The sequence below is a fragment of the Enterobacter cloacae complex sp. P1B genome (assembly GCF_014982345.1).
Lineage (GTDB): Bacteria > Pseudomonadota > Gammaproteobacteria > Enterobacterales > Enterobacteriaceae > Enterobacter > Enterobacter bugandensis.
In genome coordinates this window covers 206,662-226,292 of sequence record NZ_JADCLF010000013.1, presented here as the reverse complement: position 1 = coordinate 226,292, position 19,631 = coordinate 206,662, and the positions used below count along the sequence as shown (strand labels likewise).

At 51.6% G+C, this 19,631-nt stretch carries 19 protein-coding genes and 4 pseudogenes; 9 read left to right on the top strand and 14 right to left on the bottom strand.

Annotation, left to right across the window (positions count from 1 at the left end):
• Positions 1-7 precede the first annotated feature (7 nt).
• A complete protein-coding gene (locus INF77_RS13940; RefSeq protein WP_028013309.1) occupies positions 8-196 on the bottom strand; it encodes a hypothetical protein in 189 nt (62 codons plus the stop codon).
• Between the two features lie 393 nt (positions 197-589).
• Between INF77_RS13940 and INF77_RS13935 the strand changes: the two genes are divergently transcribed.
• The 4 genes from INF77_RS13935 (at position 590) to hslJ (ending at position 3,692) form a co-directional block, all read left to right on the top strand.
• Positions 590-1,990: a cytochrome ubiquinol oxidase subunit I gene (locus INF77_RS13935; RefSeq protein WP_193543075.1), complete on the top strand. Its 1,401-nt coding sequence runs from the start codon at positions 590-592 to the stop codon at positions 1,988-1,990.
• Positions 1,990-3,000: a cytochrome d ubiquinol oxidase subunit II gene (gene cydB / locus INF77_RS13930; protein ID WP_045260632.1), complete on the top strand. Its 1,011-nt coding sequence runs from the start codon at positions 1,990-1,992 to the stop codon at positions 2,998-3,000. The genes INF77_RS13935 and cydB overlap by 1 nt, the downstream gene beginning before the upstream one ends.
• Positions 3,000-3,128 (top strand): DUF2474 domain-containing protein, encoded by a 129-nt coding sequence (locus INF77_RS13925; protein WP_193533030.1) that lies wholly within the window; start codon positions 3,000-3,002, stop codon positions 3,126-3,128. The genes cydB and INF77_RS13925 overlap by 1 nt, the downstream gene beginning before the upstream one ends.
• A gap of 126 nt (positions 3,129-3,254) precedes the next feature.
• Positions 3,255-3,692, top strand: coding sequence for a heat shock protein HslJ (gene hslJ, locus INF77_RS13920; RefSeq protein WP_193533031.1), 438 nt, complete (start codon positions 3,255-3,257; stop codon positions 3,690-3,692).
• Here hslJ and INF77_RS13915 read toward each other — a convergent pair whose 3' ends face one another.
• Positions 3,693-3,959 carry a DUF333 domain-containing protein gene (locus INF77_RS13915; RefSeq protein WP_028013313.1) on the bottom strand — a complete coding sequence of 89 codons (267 nt, stop codon included), beginning with the start codon at positions 3,957-3,959 and terminating at the stop codon, positions 3,693-3,695.
• Between the two features lie 271 nt (positions 3,960-4,230).
• Between INF77_RS13915 and nifJ the strand changes: the two genes are divergently transcribed.
• Together nifJ and ompC are read left to right on the top strand one after the other, a co-directional pair.
• On the top strand, positions 4,231-7,755 hold the full coding sequence (gene nifJ / locus INF77_RS13910; protein WP_193533032.1) for a pyruvate:ferredoxin (flavodoxin) oxidoreductase: 3,525 nt from the start codon (positions 4,231-4,233) through the stop codon (positions 7,753-7,755).
• A 389-nt stretch (positions 7,756-8,144) separates the two neighbouring features.
• The gene (gene ompC, locus INF77_RS13905) at positions 8,145-9,284 is read left to right on the top strand and encodes a porin OmpC (RefSeq protein WP_193532855.1); all 1,140 of its coding nucleotides are present in this window, start codon (positions 8,145-8,147) and stop codon (positions 9,282-9,284) included.
• A 334-nt stretch (positions 9,285-9,618) separates the two neighbouring features.
• On the opposite strand, the gene INF77_RS23280 is transcribed toward ompC, so the two are convergent.
• From INF77_RS23280 to INF77_RS23275, 6 genes and pseudogenes are all read right to left on the bottom strand, one after another.
• The gene (locus INF77_RS23280; protein WP_223239581.1) at positions 9,619-9,696 is read right to left on the bottom strand and encodes a hypothetical protein; all 78 of its coding nucleotides are present in this window, start codon (positions 9,694-9,696) and stop codon (positions 9,619-9,621) included.
• Between the two features lie 68 nt (positions 9,697-9,764).
• On the bottom strand, positions 9,765-10,187 hold the full coding sequence (locus INF77_RS13900) for a GFA family protein (RefSeq protein ID WP_041909734.1): 423 nt from the start codon (positions 10,185-10,187) through the stop codon (positions 9,765-9,767).
• A 3-nt stretch (positions 10,188-10,190) separates the two neighbouring features.
• Positions 10,191-10,388, bottom strand: a complete 198-nt coding sequence (locus INF77_RS13895; RefSeq protein ID WP_063437926.1) for a hypothetical protein — start codon at positions 10,386-10,388, stop codon at positions 10,191-10,193.
• 64 nt (positions 10,389-10,452) lie between these two features.
• Positions 10,453-10,881: a VOC family protein gene (locus tag INF77_RS13890; RefSeq protein WP_193532854.1), complete on the bottom strand. Its 429-nt coding sequence runs from the start codon at positions 10,879-10,881 to the stop codon at positions 10,453-10,455.
• A gap of 95 nt (positions 10,882-10,976) precedes the next feature.
• Positions 10,977-11,321 (bottom strand): DUF1294 domain-containing protein, encoded by a 345-nt coding sequence (locus tag INF77_RS13885; RefSeq protein ID WP_126818143.1) that lies wholly within the window; start codon positions 11,319-11,321, stop codon positions 10,977-10,979.
• 128 nt (positions 11,322-11,449) lie between these two features.
• Positions 11,450-11,539: pseudogene (locus INF77_RS23275) on the bottom strand (ABC transporter); the annotation flags it as partial.
• A gap of 64 nt (positions 11,540-11,603) precedes the next feature.
• Here INF77_RS23275 and INF77_RS13880 point away from each other — a divergent pair.
• Both INF77_RS13880 and INF77_RS13875 read left to right on the top strand, forming a co-directional pair.
• Positions 11,604-11,708 (top strand): annotated as a pseudogene (locus tag INF77_RS13880) (site-specific integrase); the annotation flags it as partial.
• Positions 11,709-12,002: 294 nt separating this feature from the next.
• The gene (locus INF77_RS13875; protein ID WP_193532853.1) at positions 12,003-12,674 is read left to right on the top strand and encodes an SOS response-associated peptidase; all 672 of its coding nucleotides are present in this window, start codon (positions 12,003-12,005) and stop codon (positions 12,672-12,674) included.
• 120 nt (positions 12,675-12,794) lie between these two features.
• On the opposite strand, the gene INF77_RS13870 is transcribed toward INF77_RS13875, so the two are convergent.
• The gene (locus INF77_RS13870) at positions 12,795-13,367 is read right to left on the bottom strand and encodes a flavin reductase family protein (protein WP_028012260.1); all 573 of its coding nucleotides are present in this window, start codon (positions 13,365-13,367) and stop codon (positions 12,795-12,797) included.
• Between the two features lie 128 nt (positions 13,368-13,495).
• Here INF77_RS13870 and INF77_RS13865 point away from each other — a divergent pair, with 128 nt between their 5' ends.
• Positions 13,496-14,395, top strand: coding sequence for a LysR family transcriptional regulator (locus INF77_RS13865; protein ID WP_047367767.1), 900 nt, complete (start codon positions 13,496-13,498; stop codon positions 14,393-14,395).
• A 96-nt stretch (positions 14,396-14,491) separates the two neighbouring features.
• On the opposite strand, the gene INF77_RS13860 is transcribed toward INF77_RS13865, so the two are convergent.
• The 5 genes and pseudogenes from INF77_RS13860 to INF77_RS13840 form a co-directional block, all read right to left on the bottom strand.
• Positions 14,492-15,760, bottom strand: a complete 1,269-nt coding sequence (locus INF77_RS13860) for a Y-family DNA polymerase (protein ID WP_193532852.1) — start codon at positions 15,758-15,760, stop codon at positions 14,492-14,494.
• A 2-nt stretch (positions 15,761-15,762) separates the two neighbouring features.
• A complete protein-coding gene (locus INF77_RS13855) occupies positions 15,763-16,182 on the bottom strand; it encodes a translesion error-prone DNA polymerase V autoproteolytic subunit (protein ID WP_028013554.1) in 420 nt (139 codons plus the stop codon).
• A 308-nt stretch (positions 16,183-16,490) separates the two neighbouring features.
• Positions 16,491-18,653 (bottom strand): annotated as a pseudogene (locus INF77_RS13850) (host specificity protein J); the annotation flags it as partial.
• Positions 18,646-19,284: pseudogene (locus tag INF77_RS13845) on the bottom strand (phage minor tail protein L); the annotation flags it as partial. The pseudogenes INF77_RS13845 and INF77_RS13850, both read right to left, overlap by 8 nt.
• Entirely contained in the window at positions 19,281-19,628 is a 348-nt protein-coding gene (locus INF77_RS13840; RefSeq protein WP_193532856.1) for a phage tail protein, read from the bottom strand. The gene INF77_RS13840 and the pseudogene INF77_RS13845, both read right to left, overlap by 4 nt.
• Between the last annotated feature and the right edge of the window lie 3 nt (positions 19,629-19,631).

The following is a 19,631-nucleotide window of genomic DNA, read 5'->3' as shown; positions in this document are numbered from 1 at the left end:
GTAAAAATTACTTACGGTACTCGGTAACGTGGCTTTGCGCCTGACGCGCAGCGGCCAGGTGATCGAGCGTAATCATTGACGATTTGCAAAAGATGCATTTCGCACCGAGCGGGTTTTTTTCAGATACATCAAAGACTGAGGTACGGTACTGCGAGCCATGACAGCATGGGCAGCGGAAATGGATATAAGAAGTCATAGGATTCTCCTGTGAACGTAAAAACGTAAATTACTCATGAGCCGATCAGGCAATAATGGTTTTAAACAAAACTAATCGGAATGTAGATAAAGACCCAAGAGAGGCTGCGGAGAGGCACAACGTGATGAGAACTGCTTTATGAAACTACGTCAGATATTTTTTTGGACTCAAAACCAGAAGACCATTAACGCACGGCGATGACGACAAAGCAAGCGGTTTAATGCGGAAAATTCATAAAAAGAATGTTTTTATTCCTCGTTGGCGAGGTATATCTGATAGCTAAAGCATGCGTTTTATGCCAACTGTTATGGTTAAAAATCACTTTTCTGCGTCTGAAAGTCCGAACGTTGCCCCTATAGCATAACAGTACACCGTTTGACATTGAGGCTGTGCATGTTTGGTTTAGATGCTTTTCACCTTGCGCGGATACAGTTTGCCTTTACCGTATCCTTTCACATTATTTTCCCGGCCATCACCATCGGCCTGGCCAGCTATCTTGCCGTGCTCGAAGGGCTGTGGCTGAAAACAAAAAATCCGGTCTGGCGCTCGCTGTACCATTTCTGGTCGAAGATTTTCGCCGTCAATTTTGGCATGGGCGTGGTCTCCGGGCTGGTGATGGCCTACCAGTTTGGCACCAACTGGAGCGGCTTTTCGCAGTTTGCAGGCAGCATTACCGGCCCGCTGCTGACCTATGAAGTGCTTACCGCCTTCTTCCTCGAAGCCGGGTTCCTCGGCGTGATGCTGTTCGGCTGGAATAAAGTGGGGCCAGGGCTGCACTTCTTCTCTACCTGCATGGTGGCGCTGGGCACCATTATCTCAACCTTCTGGATCCTCTCCTCGAACAGCTGGATGCAGACCCCGCAAGGCTACGAGATCGTCAACGGACAGGTGGTACCGGTGGACTGGTTCGCCGTGGTATTTAACCCCTCCTTCCCCTACCGCCTGCTGCATATGTCGATTGCGGCATTCCTGAGTAGCGCCCTGTTTGTCGGTGCATCCGCGGCATGGCATCTGCTGCACGGGAATAATACCCCTGCCATTCGGGCGATGTTTTCGATGGCGCTGTGGATGACGCTGATTGTTGCACCCATCCAGGCCCTGGTTGGCGATATGCACGGGTTGAACACCTTAAAGCATCAGCCCGCCAAGATTGCCGCTATTGAAGGCCATTGGGAAAACCCGCCGGGCGAGCCTACCCCACTGCTGCTGTTTGGCTGGCCTGACATGGAGCAGGAACGCACCCGCTTTGGAGTGGCGATTCCGGCGCTGGGTAGCCTCATCCTGACGCACAGCCTGAATAAACAGGTCCCTGCGCTAAAAGAGTTTCCAAAAGAAGACCGTCCTAATTCCACCATCGTCTTCTGGTCGTTCCGCATTATGGCGGGCTTAGGGATGCTGATGCTGCTGCTTGGAGTAGTGGCGCTTTGGCTGCGTTATAAAAAGCGGGTTTATTCTTCGCGTCCGTTCCTGTGGTTTGCGCTGCTGATGGGACCATCCGGGCTGATTGCCATTCTGGCCGGATGGGTCACCACCGAAGTCGGCCGCCAGCCGTGGGTGGTCTACGGACTCCAGCGAACAAAGGATGCGGTTTCAGCCCATGGTGACCTTCATATGAGCGTGAGCCTGCTGGCCTTCTTCGTCGTCTATACCTCGGTATTCGGCGTGGGCTACAGCTATATGGTGCGCCTCATCCGAAAAGGCCCGCAGCCGCATGAATCGTTCGCCACCGAGTCCGATGGACGCCCGGCGCGCCCGCTTTCTGCCGTCACAGCTGAACATAAGGAGCAGCCATAATGGGTATCGATCTTTCCATTATCTGGTTTGTCATCATCGTCTTTGCCACGCTGATGTATATCGTCATGGACGGGTTTGATCTGGGAATCGGTATTCTGTTCCCGGCAACACAAAACGCCGACGATCGCGACGTGATGGTCAACAGCGTCGCACCGGTCTGGGACGGCAATGAGACCTGGTTGGTGCTGGGTGGTGCCGCCCTGTTCGGTGCATTCCCACTGGCCTATGCGGTGATTATTGATGCTCTGACCATTCCGCTGACGTTAATGCTGATCGGACTTATATTCCGCGGCGTGGCGTTTGAATTTCGCTTTAAAGCCACCCCGGCCCACCGTCCTTTCTGGGATAAGGCGTTTATTGGCGGTTCCGTTCTGGCGACCTTTACCCAGGGCGTGACGGTAGGCGCCGTCATTAACGGCTTTAGCGTCACTGGCAGAACGTATACCGGTGGACCGTTTGACTGGTTTACCGCGTTTAACCTGTTCTGCGGCGCGGGTCTGGTGGTGGCCTACGCGCTGTTAGGCTCAACCTGGCTGGTGATGAAAAGCGAAAATGCGCTGCAGCAGCGGATGCGTGAGGTGTCGAAAACGCTGTTAATCGTGCTGCTGGCGTTTATCGCAGCGATCAGCCTCTGGACGCCGCTGGCGCACCCGGCCATCGCGGCGCGCTGGTTTACGCTGCCGAATCTGTTTTATCTGCTGCCAGTCCCTGCCCTGGTCGTCATGTTTAGCTTCTACCAGTGGCGCTGCCTGAGTAATCCTGACAGCCATGCTCGGCCGTTTATTCTGACGCTGGGGCTAATATTTCTCGGCTTTAGCGGGCTTGGGATCAGCATCTGGCCGCATATCATACCGCCGTCGATCACCCTGTGGCAGGCCGCCGCGCCGACGCAAAGCCAGGGCTTTATGCTGGTGGGCGCGCTGTTGATCATTCCCGTTATTCTGGTCTACACCTTCTGGAGCTACTACGTATTTCGCGGCAAAGTTCAGCCTGGGGAGGGTTATCACTGATGCAACAACCTGTCTGGAAAAGATTGCTGTGGCTGGCCATTATCTGGGGCGGCAGCGTACTTGCGCTGACAGCAGTCAGCATGCTCTTTCGCATGCTGATGACGGCTGCCGGGTTTAAATCGCATTAAACTTCATTCCGGGCAGCCCTGCGCTGCCCGGCACCACCCCGCACTTTCAGATAAACCCCATTAACGCACCGCAGAGTATCGTTACACTGGTAAAAGATTCACAGAATTTATTATTTGAGAAGAAAAATGAAAAAGCTCATCGCGTTAAGTGTTATCAGCCTTGTCCTCAGCGGCTGCGTTAATCCGGGCAAAGCATCCGTTCAGCCGAATCAGCTGAAGAGCCACCGTTTTGTTCTGGAAAACGTGGACGGCAAATCCGTGAAGGGCATGACAACGCAGCCTGAGATCGCTTTTAACGCGCTTCCCGACATTAGCCTCATTGATAACATTAGCGTTTCGGGCCAGATGTGTAACCGCTTCAACGGGCAGGGGAAGCTGTCCGAAGGTGAGCTGAAAGTGAAAACGCTGGCGATGACCCGCAAACTTTGTACCGAACCACAGCTTAACGAGCTGGATCAGGCCATCGGCGACATGCTGCGCAAAGGGGCGCAGGTCGACCTGACTGAAGACCAGCTGACGCTGGCGACGGCCGATAAGACGCTGATGTTTAAGCGAGCAGAATAATCAGTAGCTACCGCAGCTTCCAACGGCAAGCGACTGTTCACTGCAGCGTTTGCCGTTTGGCAAGGCGCACATCCCAATAGCCGAACCATCAAGCTGGCGGGCAACAGACAGCGAGCCGCCAATCATGGCGCAGTTGGCCTGGCCTGAACTGGACATTGCCGCTTTCATTCCCGGCGCCACGTGGGCCGCCGTGGCCTGCTGCACAGGTTCACTGCTACATGCCGACAACAACAACGCGGCACACCCTACCCAAAATGCTGAACGCATGCTCTCTTCCCCGTAATTAGTGCGAAACCTAAGCATAATAGGCATCACATCCCGTGTCGTCGAGAGCGGAAGTGCGTATTTATGCGCCGCTGAAACAATTTCTCGCAATTTTTTCGCCCTAAGTTTGATCTAACCATTGATGGTGGGAATACCGAGGACACAAAAGCGAAAATCGTAAAACCCCCTGTTTGCTAGACTACACAGATAATATTCAGGGTTTGTCGCCTTATGACAGCCCCCTATTTTTTGCGCAATGTAAGGGTGTCGTCCTATGCAAACTATTGACGGTAATGGTGCAGTTGCCTCAGTCGCGTTTCGCACCAGTGAAGTTATCGCCATCTATCCGATCACGCCAAGTTCAACTATGGCCGAGCAGGCGGATGCCTGGGCGGGAAACGGGTTAAAAAACGTCTGGGGCGATGTCCCGAGAGTGGTTGAAATGCAGTCTGAAGCGGGTGCGATTGCTACGGTCCACGGTGCGCTGCAGACTGGCGCGCTTTCCACCTCGTTCACCTCCTCTCAGGGATTGCTGTTGATGATCCCAACGCTGTACAAACTCGCGGGTCAACTGACCCCCTTCGTCCTGCACGTCGCGGCGCGTACGGTGGCCACCCACGCACTCTCAATTTTTGGCGATCACTCGGACGTGATGGCCGTGCGCCAGACCGGGTGCGCGATGCTGTGCGCCAGCAGCGTTCAGGAAGCGCAGGACTTTGCCTTAATTTCGCATATCGCCACGCTTAAAAGTCGCGTGCCGTTTATTCACTTCTTTGATGGTTTCCGTACCTCTCACGAAATCAACAAAATCGTCCCGCTGGCGGACGAGACTATCCTTGAGCTTCTGCCGCAGGCGGAAATCGACGCGCATCGCGCCCGCGCCCTTAACCCGGAACATCCGGTAATTCGCGGGACATCGGCAAACCCGGATACTTATTTCCAGTCACGAGAGGCCACAAACCCGTGGTACAACGCGGTTTATGACCACGTCGAGCAGGCAATGAATGACTTTGCCGCCGCAACCGGACGCGAGTACAAGCCGTTCGAATACTACGGCCATCCGCAGGCCGAGCGCGTGATTGTGCTGATGGGATCTGCTATCGGCACCTGTGAAGAAGTCGTTGACGAGCTGCTGACCCGCGGCGAAAAGGTCGGCGTGCTTAAAGTGCGTCTTTACCGCCCGTTCTCGGCTAAACATCTGCTCTCTGCCCTGCCGGAAAGCGCGCGTACCGTGGCGGTGCTCGATCGAACCAAAGAGCCTGGCGCACACGCGGAACCGCTTTATCTTGACGTGATGACCGCCCTCGCTGAAGCCTTTAATAACGGCGAACGTGAAACGCTACCGCGCGTTATCGGCGGTCGCTATGGCCTGTCTTCCAAAGAGTTTGGCCCGGACTGCGTGCTGGCCGTGTTTAACGAGCTAAGGGAAGCGAAACCCAAGCCACGTTTCACGGTCGGCATTTATGATGACGTAACGAATCTTTCCCTGCCTTTACCGGAAAATACCCTGCCTGCAACAGCCAAACTTGAAGCGCTATTCTACGGCCTGGGCAGCGACGGCAGCGTCTCGGCCACCAAAAACAACATCAAGATCATTGGCAATTCAACCCCGTGGTACGCGCAGGGTTACTTCGTCTACGACTCCAAAAAAGCTGGCGGTCTGACCGTTTCTCACCTGCGCGTCAGCGAGCAGCCCATCCGCTCGGCCTACCTTATTTCTCAGGCCGACTTTGTTGGCTGCCATCAGCTGCAGTTTATCGACAAGTACCAGATGGCTGAGCGCCTGAAGCCCGGCGGTATTTTCCTCCTCAATACGCCATACAATGCGGATGAGGTCTGGGCACGCCTGCCGCAGGAAGTACAGACGGTGCTGAATCAGAAAAAAGCCCGATTCTATGTGGTTAACGCGGCGAAAATTGCCCGCGAATGTGGCCTGGCCGCGCGTATTAATACCGTCATGCAAATGGCCTTCTTCCATCTGACCAATATACTGCCGGGCGACAGCGCGCTGGTGGAACTTCAGGGCGCCATCGCCAAAAGCTACAGCAGCAAGGGGCAGGAGCTGGTAGAGCGAAACTGGCAGGCGCTGGCGCTGGCGCGCGAGTCCCTGTTCGAGGTGCCGCTGCAGCCGGTCAATGACGCCAGCCCGAATCGCCCTCCGGTGGTCTCGGATGCCGCACCTGATTTCGTGAAGACCGTCACGGCCGCCATGCTGGCCGGGCTGGGTGACGCCCTGCCCGTCTCTGCGCTGCCGCCGGACGGAACCTGGCCGATGGGCACCACCCGCTGGGAAAAACGCAACATCGCCGAAGCGATCCCCATCTGGAAAGAAGAACTCTGTACCCAGTGTAACCACTGCGTCGCGGCCTGCCCGCACTCGGCCATTCGCGCCAAAGTGGTGTCACCGGAAGCAATGGAAGATGCCCCGGCCAGCCTGCACTCTCTGGATGTAAAATCCCGCGACATGCGCGGCCAGAAATACGTTCTGCAGGTCGCACCGGAAGACTGCACCGGGTGTAACCTGTGCGTTGAGGTCTGCCCGGCAAAAGATCGCCAGAACCCGGACATCAAAGCCATCAATATGATGTCGCGCCTTGAACACGTTGAAGAAGAAAAAGTGAATTATGACTTCTTCCTGAACCTGCCGGAAATCGATCGCAGCAAGCTGGAACGCATTGATATTCGTACCTCGCAGCTGATCACGCCGCTGTTCGAGTACTCGGGTGCCTGCTCCGGCTGCGGTGAAACGCCGTACATCAAACTGCTTACCCAGTTGTACGGCGACCGGATGCTGATTGCTAACGCCACCGGCTGCTCGTCTATCTATGGCGGTAACCTGCCCTCCACGCCGTACACCACCGATGCCAATGGGCGCGGTCCGGCATGGGCAAACTCCCTGTTCGAGGATAATGCCGAGTTTGGCCTGGGCTTCCGACTCACCGTTGACCAGCACCGCGCGCGTGTGATGCGCCTGCTTGAACAATTTGCCGATAAGATCCCGGCTGAACTTAACGCGGCGCTACACGCAGAAGCCACGCAAGAGGTTCGTCGCGAGCAGGTAGCTGCACTTCGCAGCGCACTCAAGGGAATTGACGGCGCTGAACAGCTTCTGACCGACGCTGACGCCCTGGTCGAAAAATCGATCTGGCTGATTGGCGGTGACGGCTGGGCTTACGACATCGGCTTTGGCGGGCTGGATCATGTGTTAAGCCTGACCGAAAACGTCAACATTCTGGTTCTGGATACGCAGTGTTATTCCAATACCGGTGGGCAGGCATCGAAAGCCACGCCGCTGGGCGCCGTCACGAAATTTGGTGAACACGGTAAACGCAAGGCACGTAAGGATCTCGGCGTGAGCATGATGATGTACGGCCACGTTTACGTCGCGCAAATCTCGCTGGGGGCGCAGCTTAACCAGACGGTGAAAGCCATTCAGGAGGCTGAAGCGTATCCGGGGCCGTCGCTGATCATTGCCTACAGCCCGTGCGAAGAGCATGGCTACGACCTGGCCCTCAGCCACGATCAGATGCGTCAACTGACGGCCACCGGCTTCTGGCCGCTCTACCGGTTCGATCCGCGCCGTGCGGACGAGGGCAAATTACCGCTGGCGCTGGATTCACGTCCGCCGTCAGATGCCCTGGCAGAGACGCTGATGCAGGAACAGCGCTTCCGCCGTCTGAATGCGCAACAGCCTGAGGTGGCAGAACAGCTCTGGAAAGACGCCGCCGAAGATCTGCAAAAACGGTATGACTTCCTGGCACAAATGGCGGGTAAAGCCGAAAAATCAACCAGCGACTAACTCCACTGCCCGGCTTGTCCGGGCATTTTTTTTCCATAAAAAAAGCCCGATGTCTTCACATCGGGCTAATCCAGATAATTAATGAATCTCTCTTTAGTTTCCCAAATGACATTCACGATAATTATGGATAAATAATCTTAAAGGCATATAACGCCGCAGAGATTACCTGATTCAACCGCTGATTAATAATTTTTATTTAATATGAATCATTTTCAATCATTCACCACAACAATGATCATTTCCGCGGATTTATTCATTTGAGATTTTACTCAATTAGTAACAATTATATTTTATTACTCTTTCGCAGGAGTGATTTAGCATGGGACAACTTTCGGTTTCAGAAAGTTCAACAGGTAATCAAATAAAAACAACTGCAAAGGAATATCACGATGCAAAGAAAAGTACTGGCTCTGATGATTCCAGCTCTGTTAATGGCTGGCGCCGCGCATGCGGCAGAAATTTATAATAAAGACGGCAACAAATTAGATCTGTACGGAAAAGTAGATGGTCTGCACTATTTCTCCGACGATGCCTCAAAAGACGGCGATCAAACCTACATGCGTCTGGGTTTCAAAGGTGAAACGCAGATTAACGACATGATGACCGGCTACGCGCAGTGGGAATATAACATTCAGTCGAATAACACCGAAGGGTCTGATAATCAGTCCTGGACGCGTCTGGCCTTCGCGGGTGTTAAAGTGGGTGACTACGGTTCCTTCGATTATGGTCGTAACTATGGCGTGCTGTACGACGTGGAAGGCTGGACCGATATGCTGCCTGAGTTCGGCGGCGACTCTTACACCTATGCGGATAACTTTATGACCGGCCGCGCCAACGGCGTGGCAACCTACCGCAACACTGACTTCTATGGTCTGGTGCAGGGTCTGAACTTCGCGTTGCAGTATCAGGGCAACAATGAAGATGCCAGCAACAATCAGGAAGGCACCAACAACGGCCGCGACATGCGTTATGAGAATGGCGACGGCTTCGGTATTTCAACCACCTATGATTTCGGCATGGGGTTCAGTGCCGGTGCCGCCTACGCCTCATCTGACCGTACAAATGACCAGGTAAGCGCAGGTACTGGCGCTGCGTCTCAATATGCGGGTGGTGATAAAGCAGATGCCTGGACTGCAGGCCTCAAATATGACGCAAATAATATCTACCTGGCGGCGATGTATTCTGAAACCCGTAATATGACGCCGTACGGTTCAGGTGATAGCAAATCAGGCGGCGGTATTGCCAACAAAACTCAGAACTTCGAAGTGACCGCACAGTACCAGTTCGATTTCGGTCTGCGTCCGGCCATTTCTTACCTGCAGTCTAAAGGGAAAGACCTTGGCAACGGTCAGGGCGATCAGGACCTGGTTAAATATGCGGACGTAGGCGCGACCTACTATTTCAACAAGAACATGTCCACCTACGTTGATTATAAAATCAACCTGCTGGATGAAGATGACAGCTTCTACAAAAACAACGGTATCAGCACCGACGATGTCGTTGCATTAGGCCTGGTTTACCAGTTCTGATGGTCAGAGCCCGCAGCGTTATGCGGGCTCACCTTTTTTGTCGGTCGTCTCACAAGAATACTTTATTGTGCTGCCGTTGAGGAAAAGTTGAAAAGAAGCGGGTTAAACTGCGCAGATATCCCCTGTTTAATAAGGATAGCAGCGTTGTTTAGTCGTATATCCCTTACCATACTGACTCTTTTAGCGTGCTTATGGATGGCGTTAATCTTTGATTTTCGTGATATTGTTGGGCATCTCGGCGCGCTGTTAAACCATCTGGATCGCCATTAACTCTTACTTCCTGGAAACAAAAAGCCACCAGCAGTGCCGGTGGCGGTCATACGCATTTCGAGCGTTATTTTTTCACGGGTTGAGGTTTTTTATCCCCTGATTCCGGGGCCTCACGCGGATCGTCTTTTTCTACACAGAGCATAATTTCTCCTGTTTTAGAAACCCACTTCCCACTATAGCCAGGCTGATAAAAAAAAGGCCAGGCGGTAATTAATCTTGATTGGTCTCTTTTTTGCGAAACGAGAGATAGCCAAAAACACCGCTTTCGCCGTCGCTCGGATGGTTTACGCCATCCATCACCGTCACTTCTGGGAAATCAAACGGCGACACATTTTTAAAACAGGCCACATTGACGCCGTATTCATTTGGGTTAGAGCGACGCTGATGGAATGTGTAAATCCCGCAGACCGAGCAGAAGAAATGCCGCGCCGTCCCCGTGTTGAACCGGTACTCCGTCAGCTTATCCTCACCTCTGGTCACGGTGATACCCGACAGCGGTGCAGAGACCACAACCGCGCCCCGCATACGGCAAAAAGAGCAGCTGCAGCGCCGCGCGGTATTCAAGCCGTCAGTCAGTTCGACGGTAAAAGCCACCGCACCACAGTGGCACTGTGCATGACGAATGTCAGCCATTGGCTATACCCCTTTTCTTACCAGTTCGGCAGCTTTGAGAAAAACCTCATCTTCTACACCATCGCCTTTCTGCCTGCCCAGCCTGACAAGTTCGTTGACAATGCTGTCACGATCGATCGTTTTTTGCGATGAAACCAGCCCTATAACGGCGGCCCCAATCGCCAGCCCCACTAATCCTGTTTGTTCGTCTTTTTTCTTCATACTCATGCTCCTGATACAACAAACAAGCGTAGCAGGATTTTTCAGACCGTTTTCAGGCGTTTTACTATTTCGCCTGGATCGCTGTTATTCCGACACGCTGGCCGTATGAGAGCTCTAAGGTATTACCGTCAGGATCGGCAAAAAATACATAATAGCCGACGGGGTCACCCAGATCTTCCGGCGCTTTCCTCAACACCCCTTCTTTAGCGGCCATCGCAGTTTTTCTGTCAATTTCTTCGCGCGTGGCGCAGGCAATCCCAAGGTGGCCAAAATGCCCCAGCGGCGTATCGGTCACGGTGTCCGCCTGCACCAGAACCAGCGCAAAAGGACGCGTATGGTCAGTTAGCCACGCCACTTTACGGGCAGTTGGAAGATCGGGCTCACGCGAATGGATGACGTCCATCCCGGCATATCGGCGATAGAAAGCAAGGCTCTCCTCCAGATCCCTGACCATAAACGCAACATGAGTGAATCCTACATCAATGTCTTTCATTTTAAGATGTTACTCCTGTATCAACATGTCGCAGACATCTTAAAAGCTCAAGTTAACTTGAGGTCAACGGTGAATTTGTGCGGTCCTGATGATGTTCAAAAAAGAATAAAGGGACAGAAATGATAAAGCGCCGCCGTGGCTGAAATATTCACGACGATGCTCAGCAAAAACCAGGTTTTGAAGGGTTGCTTCTGCGTTTTATGGCGAAAGAGCTGTTGGCCCAATATGGCGCCTGGCCACCCTCCCACAGTACCAAACGTCAGTAAAGTGACTTCCGGTATCCTGCGCATCGCTTTTCGTGCCGCCGTTTTGTCGACACCATAAATCGCTATCGTCAGCATATTAATCAGCAGAAACCACATGGCAAAAGGATACAAGGAAAAAAAGCTGCCGATCGCAGCGAAGATCAGCAGAACAAAACAAAAGCGATTCAATGTCATAGGGTCAGTCACGGAATATGTAAGCGTATGTCGGGAAAGCATTATACGCTATCTTACGCATGTATCCGGTCAGGTTCTATCAGCCCGCTTTTGCATGCGGGCCTCAAAATGAATGACCTCTTCGACGCACCGAATTGCATTTTGTGAAGCTTCGCATACGCGCCATCATGAGCAAGCAGTACCTTATGGCTTCCGCGTTCAACGATAACGCCAGTTTGTTTTGGTCCCCCCCGCCCGGATGGCGAACATAAAGCCGACTACGCTTTATTAGCTATTGCGCAGAGTGTAAAACGTGCTGGCATTCGCCGCCGGAATCCGTACCATACGCGGCATACTTTTGCCTGCTGGCTATTATCTGCCGGCGCTAACCCGTCTTTCGCCGCTACTGGCTCCGAAGGTAGTAATAAATGCAAGAAAATCAACAAAATACAAAGAAAGAGCAATACAACCTGAATAAGCTACGCTGATTTTGTCAACTCATTGATATCATTTGCTTTATCAATTAATTCAAGTAGTTATTGCATAGCGATTTCACCCTAAAGCTACCCAAGACTACATTTTCAATGCCCTTTTTTTGCCCCTATTCCACAGTTTTGCCCCTAAATTTGCCCCTAATTTTACCCAGTGCGCACCTCTTTTTCTCCCTACCCTATACTTCAATCTGACTGACTGGAGGTTTCTATGTGTGGACGTTTTGCACAAGCCCAAACCCGTGAAGAGTATCTGGCTTACCTGGCCGATGAAGCCGATCGTGACATTGCCTATGACCCGGAACCTATTGGCCGGTACAACGTCGCGCCTGGAACCAAGGTTCTGCTGTTGAGCGAACGCGACGAACAACTGCACCTCGATCCGGTGCTCTGGGGTTACGCGCCCGGGTGGTGGGATAAGTCGCCACTGATTAACGCGCGCGTCGAAACCGCGGCCACCAGCCGAATGTTCAAACCTCTTTGGCAGCATGGCCGGGCGATCTGTTTTGCTGATGGCTGGTTCGAATGGAAAAAGGAAGGAGACAAGAAACAGCCCTACTTCATTCACCGCGCCGACGGCCAACCCATTTTCATGGCAGCGATCGGCAGCACGCCGTTCGAGCGTGGCGACGAAGCTGAGGGTTTTCTAATAGTGACGTCTGCTGCTGATAAAGGTCTAGTCGACATTCACGACCGTCGGCCATTGGTGCTGTCACCAGAAGCGGCTCGGGAATGGTTGCGACAGGATGTTGGCGGGAAAGAAGCGGAAGAGATTGCTGCCGACGGTGCGGTACCAGCCGACAAATTTATCTGGCACGCCGTGACGCGCGCCGTGGGCAATGTAAAAAACCAGGGTCCGGAGCTAACTGAGGCATCACAATAGTAAGGACAAAAGAGACCTGTCACGTCCGAAATGAGCGAAAAGCGGACATCTTAATTGTTTTTTTTTGCTACTACCTCTATATAGACATGTTATATGGCTACATTTATACAGAAGTAAGGATTAGTCTTTTCCCGGACCATAATTAAATTTTGTACCTTTGCCAATGGCATAAAACTGTCCACCAGCTACGTAATGGACAGTACGTAATTCATCAGGCGCATCATCAAAAATCCAGTGCCCATTTCTGAAAACGCGGTCATCACTCCATGCTCCGACAATTTCCCCCAAGAACAAGTTGTGCTGCTTTTCATTTTCTTCATTGGGTATGACCTTACATACTAACCAGCCAGCGCAACCTTCAACTAAAGGCAGATCAAACTCTTTCTGATAAAATAGTGGGATTTTACTATTTTTATCTGGTGTGTCGGAATAACTGTGGCCTCCAGCATATAAAACCATTTCCATCTGATTTACTACTGGGATCTGGACAGCGTAATATCCGCTTTTTTCTACAAGCCCGCGAGTAAATGCCTGTGGACCTATAAAAGCCATCACTTTGTTATTGCCTACTAATCCCACCCAGGCCGCTGCCATGACATTTTCAATGCCATCATTTTTAGCCGATATCATCGTGGTTGGCCCGACCTGTAATAAACGATAGGCTTTGTTTAACTCTACTGGTTGAATTGACATAATTTACTCTTTTGAGTTCTGATAAAAAGTAAGACAGGTTACTTATTTGATTGTTCGATTATATGGCTGGAATAGTTGCAAATTAATTGCTATTATCAAAATACATTATTGCAAATTTCACAATAATCATGAACAAACTTGATGCACTAAAATTTTTCATCATCGCCTCTGAGACCTTGAACTTCCGCGAAGCAGCCATCAAACTGTCGGTTTCACCATCAGTAGTAACCCGAACAGTCGCTGAGTTGGAGAAACAACTTGGTGAACCTTTATTCAAACGCAATACTCGTTCGATCTTTCTCACCAGTTTCGGCGAACTATTTTTACCCCAAGCGAAGCGACTGCTGGAAGATTCTGAAAAATTATTTCAGATGGCGAAAGATGATAATGAAATGAAAGGTATTGTTCGCATCACATTACTTCGATTTCCAAATCATGAACAAATCTTGTATGAACTCTTGACTGCACTACGCCCCTATCCTGATTTATTTATTGACTGGCGTTTAGATATGATGAAACTTGATACTATTGAGCATCGTATCGATATAGGTATACGCGTAGGGCGAGAACCAAATCCAAACTTTATCATTAAAAACATCGGACAAGTTGAACATATTTTGGTTGCATCCCCTGAACTTATTGAGCGTCTGGGAGCACCTACTGATTTAGAAGATCTTCGACAGCGTTATCCATTTAGTGGTTTAATTAATCCTGAGACAGGAAAATCATTTGAGTTTATGAGTGACGCAGTGAATACTTTTGTCCCTCGTCATATTGAGTTTTATACTACAGACCCATACGCCGAAATTCAGGCTGCATTGGCCGGAAAAACGGTTGTACAATCCAGCGATTTTATCTGTAGGGAGTACTTAGCAAGCGGCCAACTTGTTCCCCCACTGCCAGAGCTCCGACAGGAGAAATGGCAACTTTATTTATATCGACCTTACCAGCTGATTACTCCCAAAAGGGTGACGGTCGTTTTCTCGCTATTAGAAAAAATATTACGCAAATATTTCACATCAAAATAATATTCTCCTCAACGTCCGCTCCTGGCACGAAGCGGACCGTCGTGTAGGGATTAAGTTCTGCCTTCAGCGAGAAGCGGACAAAGAAATCAGAAAAATTTATCGGATTCTAAGCAGATCTGAAAATCTCGTTGTATATCGAGGCGACAACATTTCTCGCTTCATCTGCCACTGTTGTTGAATGCCCTGACCGGCAAAGTAGAGCGTACCTTTCCCGTCTTTCGCGTTCAGGTGATCGAGCACTTCCATTAACTTTTCGCTACCAGCCCGCGGCGCGTTCTCATCAAAAAGGTTCAACTGCGCCACGCCCTGGCTGAAAAAGTCACCCAGCATAATGCCGGCTTTCTGGTACCGGTGACCATCCTTCCAGATTTTGTCCAGGCACTTTACCGCGGCGTTGATAATGTCGCGTGAGTCCTGAGTAGGGATGAGAAGCTTAATCGATGAACTGTTGCCATAATACGGCTCGTTAAGCGCAAAGGGAGAGGTTTTCACGAAGGCAGAGATAAAGCGGCAATACTGATGCTCGCCGCGTAGCTTTTCAGCGCCTCGGGCCGCATAACTGCAGATAGCCTGGCGCATCTGTTCATACTCTGTAACGCGTTCGCCGAATGACCGGCTGCAGACGATTTCCTGCTTAGCTGGTGCAAACTCCTCCAGATCCAGACATGGTTCGCCGCGCAGCTCCCGGACAGTTCGCTCCAGGACAACATTGAAGTGCTTTCGAATAATCCACGTACTCTGCTCTGAGAGGTCGAGAGCCGTTTTGATGCCCATGGCGTTCAGCTTCTTACTGATGCGCCTGCCGACGCCCCAGACATCCTCCACAGGCACAATAGCCAACAACCGACGCTGGCGATCGATATTGGACAAATCAACAACTCCGCCCGTCTGCCTCTGCCATTTTTTGGCGGCATGGTTTGCGAGCTTCGCCAGTGTCTTTGTCTGGGCAATGCCAACACCGACCGTCAGGTGCGTACGCTTCAGAACTGTAGCGCGGATCTCTTTCCCGAAGTCTGTCAGGTCACGACAATTTCGAACACCAGTCAGGTCACAAAAAGCTTCATCGATACTGTAAATTTCGACGCGGGGGCTCATTTCCTCCAACGTTGTCATCACCCGGTTGGACATGTCAGCATAGAGCTCGTAATTACTGCTGAAGCAAACAACACCAGCGCGCCGGAATAGATCCTTTTGCTTAAAGAAAGGCTCTCCCATGGTAATTCCGGCGGCTTTGGCCTCGGCGCTGCGCGCGATTACGCAGCCGTCATTATTCGAGAGAACAACCACTGGCCGCCCTTTCAAATCGGGCCGAAACACCGTCTCGCATGACGCGTAGAAAGAATTCACATCACAGAGCGCAAACATATTCAGCTCGCAGATTTAACGATGAAAGTCACGACACCGAAAACATCAAGCGTGTCCTCGCTACCGACAATAATCGGCGAGTAAGCGCTGTTCATAGGATTGAGCTGCACGGTCGGGCGTAGCTGCAGGCGTTTAACAGTAAATTCCCCTTCCACCGCGGCGATGACAATGTCACCGTGCTCAGCTGTGCGCGAGCTGTCCACCACCAGCAGATCACCATCGCTGATCCCGGCTTCGATCATTGAATCACCTGCGGCTTTGACGAAATAGGTGGAGCTCGGATGAGCGACAAGTAACTCATTGAGATCGATACGCTGTTCAACGTAATCAGCAGCAGGGCTTGGGAAACCACACTGTACTAAGTCACTGAAAAGCGGAAGAGCGATAATTTCTCGCAGTTCTGTTGGCCTGATGAATTCCATTGCACACACCCCAAATACTGTTTTTATATACAGTAGTTTTATTTGTAAGTGTCCGCAAGATACAGGCCCTACCGTCACTGCTTAAAGCTTCGCCGTTTCGTTTCTAAGTTTCTCTCTCGTTTCGAATTATGACTTTTGTAAATTATTCGCTTCAAACTCCAATTGAGTAGTTTTAATCCAAAGCCCCTACATCCAGTTCTTTGATTAGCCTTTTGATGCAACTAACTTCATCCATTAGAGCAAGGATGGCTTCATGGTGAAGGGCGGCGGCCACACCGAAGGTATCGACTGATTTTACATCCTCTATTACCGGCCTCAGCAAGCACAGCAATCGACATCCCGGCGTTGTAAATCACCCCGTTTATCCTCACGCCTGTTTTGAGGGTGTAGATTGCCGAAGCACCGGAGGCATCGACGACGGCTGTGAGCTTGTCTTCCAGGGAAGCGGTGACGTTATCGATCTGCGCCTGCACCTGTGTCGACATTTCGGCCATTGCCCTGTCCACCTCAGCAATAGTCGTTTTCACAACCAGGATATCGGCGCGTACCTCTCCGTATTGCGCCCATTGATGTTCAACTGTTCCGTGGTTGGCCAGCGCGTTCTGCATTGCAGCTTCAAGATTGGTATCAATATCGCTGGTCAGGCGGTCGCCGTCGGCCGAGGTAAGGAAATCGTCTGCGATTTCACCCAGATAATCATCAGCATTATCGTTAGACATTCCCCTGATCCAGTCGGTATAGCCGGACTCGTTACCCGTTCTGTCAACAAGCTGCGCGCGATACCAGAATTCCTGCCCGGCTTTCAGCCCGAGCTGGGTATATTCAGCAGATGGATAAGGTACGTCCGATAGCAGCAACGGATCGGAAAAGTCGCTGTTGGCCGTGTACTGGATTTCTGTTTTGAGGGTATCGCCGGTGTTTGCCGGGAAGCCCCAGTTAAGACGAATGCCCCAATTAATGCCCGTGGCCGTGAATCCTACTGGCTTAGGTGGGTTTCCTACTTTGCCGATCAGCGTCTTCTCTTCCGAATATCCCCACCCGGAAGAAATTTCCGCTGCGTTGATAGCTCGCACGCGTACCAGGTACCGTCCGGCGTAGATGCCGGAAACGTCAAAGGAAGTGGTGGAGCTGCGAGGCACGTTAACCCAGTTCCCGTCGTTGCGGCGCCACTGCGCCTCATAGGCGATGGCATTTTGTGCCTGGTCCCAGCTCACTCGCATGGTTTCGACGCTGATATTCTGCTGAACCACCGAAAACGAGCTGATCGCGATGTTGGCTGGCGGCGACTGGTTACCTGGAGGAATGACACTCACCGGCCGCTGATCTATAACGGCACCTGTATCGATACGGGCATATTTATCCGGATCGTGATTTGCTCCAGTGATGGTATATGTCCCGTCATTGTTATCAGTGACACTAATTACCCTGTACTGCTGCGCATAGAGTTCATCAGATTCAATAACCCATACAGCCTCAGCCTGCGGAAGTTCACTAAAGGCAGTTGTCACGGTAACGATTTCACCGGACAGGGACTGTATCGTTCGGGATTGGGTGATACCCGACGGCAGGTTTACCATTATCCTGTCACCGGCCTTAGCACTTGGCACCCGGTCAAGTTTGAGTACACGACCATTAACCGCGGATAATCGACCGCCTAAATCTCGACCAGAGAGATTGCGATCAGAAACAGCAATTATGTAGCCCGGCTGAGGAATATTGCCGTCCAGACCAACGTCAAACGTTACAACCCTGTCTTTATTGTTGGTCAGGATCCCCCAGCGCCCTTTCCTGTTTGCCTCAGACTGCCGGGTGCACCCGATGGCGGTGATCTCAAGCTGGTTGAAACCATAGCGCGCCACCAGTGCCTGCTCGAAGACGGGCTCCATTGCGTCAGCATAGCCATTTGCCGGATCAGACCAGGAAACAAGAGCGTTTGTGTAGCGACTTTTGGTTGTGCTGCTGGAATATACGAATTTGCCGTCGACAACGTTAGCATGCGTGTAGGTAAAATCAACATCTCTGGGCATGTCTGCAAGGGCAACAATCTGGTCGTCTCCCCAGTAGGTCATGCCTCGAAAAATGGCGGCGAAGTCACGCAGGACGGTGTAAGCGTCATTCCGATCCTGAATGTATACGTTGCAGGTGTAACGAGGTTCAGTTCCGCTACCCCCCTTACCATCCGGTACCGGTTGATCACAATATTGAGCGACCTGATAAAGAGTCCATTTGTCGATATTGGCTGCCGTTAGCCGATGACCAAGGCCGAAGCGGTCAGTGACCACCAGATCGTAAAATATCCACGCAGGGTTGTCCGTCCATGCCCACTTAAATGCGCCCGTCCAGATGCCGCTGTACGTTCGTGTTTCGGGGTCATAGTTATCGGGCACACGAATAACACGCCCGCGGGGCTCGCAGGAAATTTGCGGAATTGAGCCATTGAACTGGCTCGAGTCAAATTCGATGTACCGGATTGTTGTTTCTGTCGAAGTAAAGCGTGCCGGCATAATCGCACCCATCGCCGGTGCGGTACCTATTCCGGATGCACCATGTGCAAAGGGAATGCAGCTGTCTGGTCGGGATCATCAACCCCTGCAGATCCATCGGGCTGGTAAGAACAAACTCGATACTTTCACCTGGAAGCTCGCTATTTTTACCGTCGATATAGAAAACCCGCTTTCTCACCTGCAAAGGATCTGCTGTGGGATTTCCATCCGGGAAATTGCGCGCATCCAGGTAATGCGCAAAAGTGTCATGAATCGTAACTTTGGCCTGCAGCATATCGTCATAGGCTAGACAGAGCGCAGTGATAGAGCTGTCAATGTTGGCAACGGTGAGCGTCGGCTGGGCGCTACTGCCATCGGTTGAAGCTTCCAGTCCCTCGAGTTTATATGGCCAGGCACCATACTCTTCGCCCTGCCACCAGATACTCTTCGCCTTTAACTTTGATTCGTCGCCACCAGCAGCCGCAATATCTTCTTCAGTATGCGGGAGGTGATAAGCGTGAAAGCGCAGAATGTCGTCCAGGCCAAACGCAGACCCGTCTACCTCAAGAAGACGTATTTTTTCACCAGGTTCGAGGCGTTGATAATCTTCAGTAATCATGGTGCGTATGCCTGTTTGAAGGTTGCTTTTATGGTCATCACTTTGCTGGAAAGCGGCTGGGCTTTAATGGAATCAGCTTCAATACGGTATAAGCCGGTTTCTCCAACAGGAGACGTCCAGATAAAGGATTTGGTGATGTGCTTGCGGCAAAACCTCAGCGCATCGAGCATCTCAGCTTTTTTCCCCGTTAAGGTCATCGGCCATGACTGTTTTTCAGGGTTGATGCCTTCACCGGCGATCTGTTCAAAGCCGTCCCCGAAAGATGCAGAGCGTGCTGCGTAAGTGAACTCCCCTTCCATGCCCGCCTGAATCTGGGTTCGCCAGGTAAATGTATCGATCGTCACTTT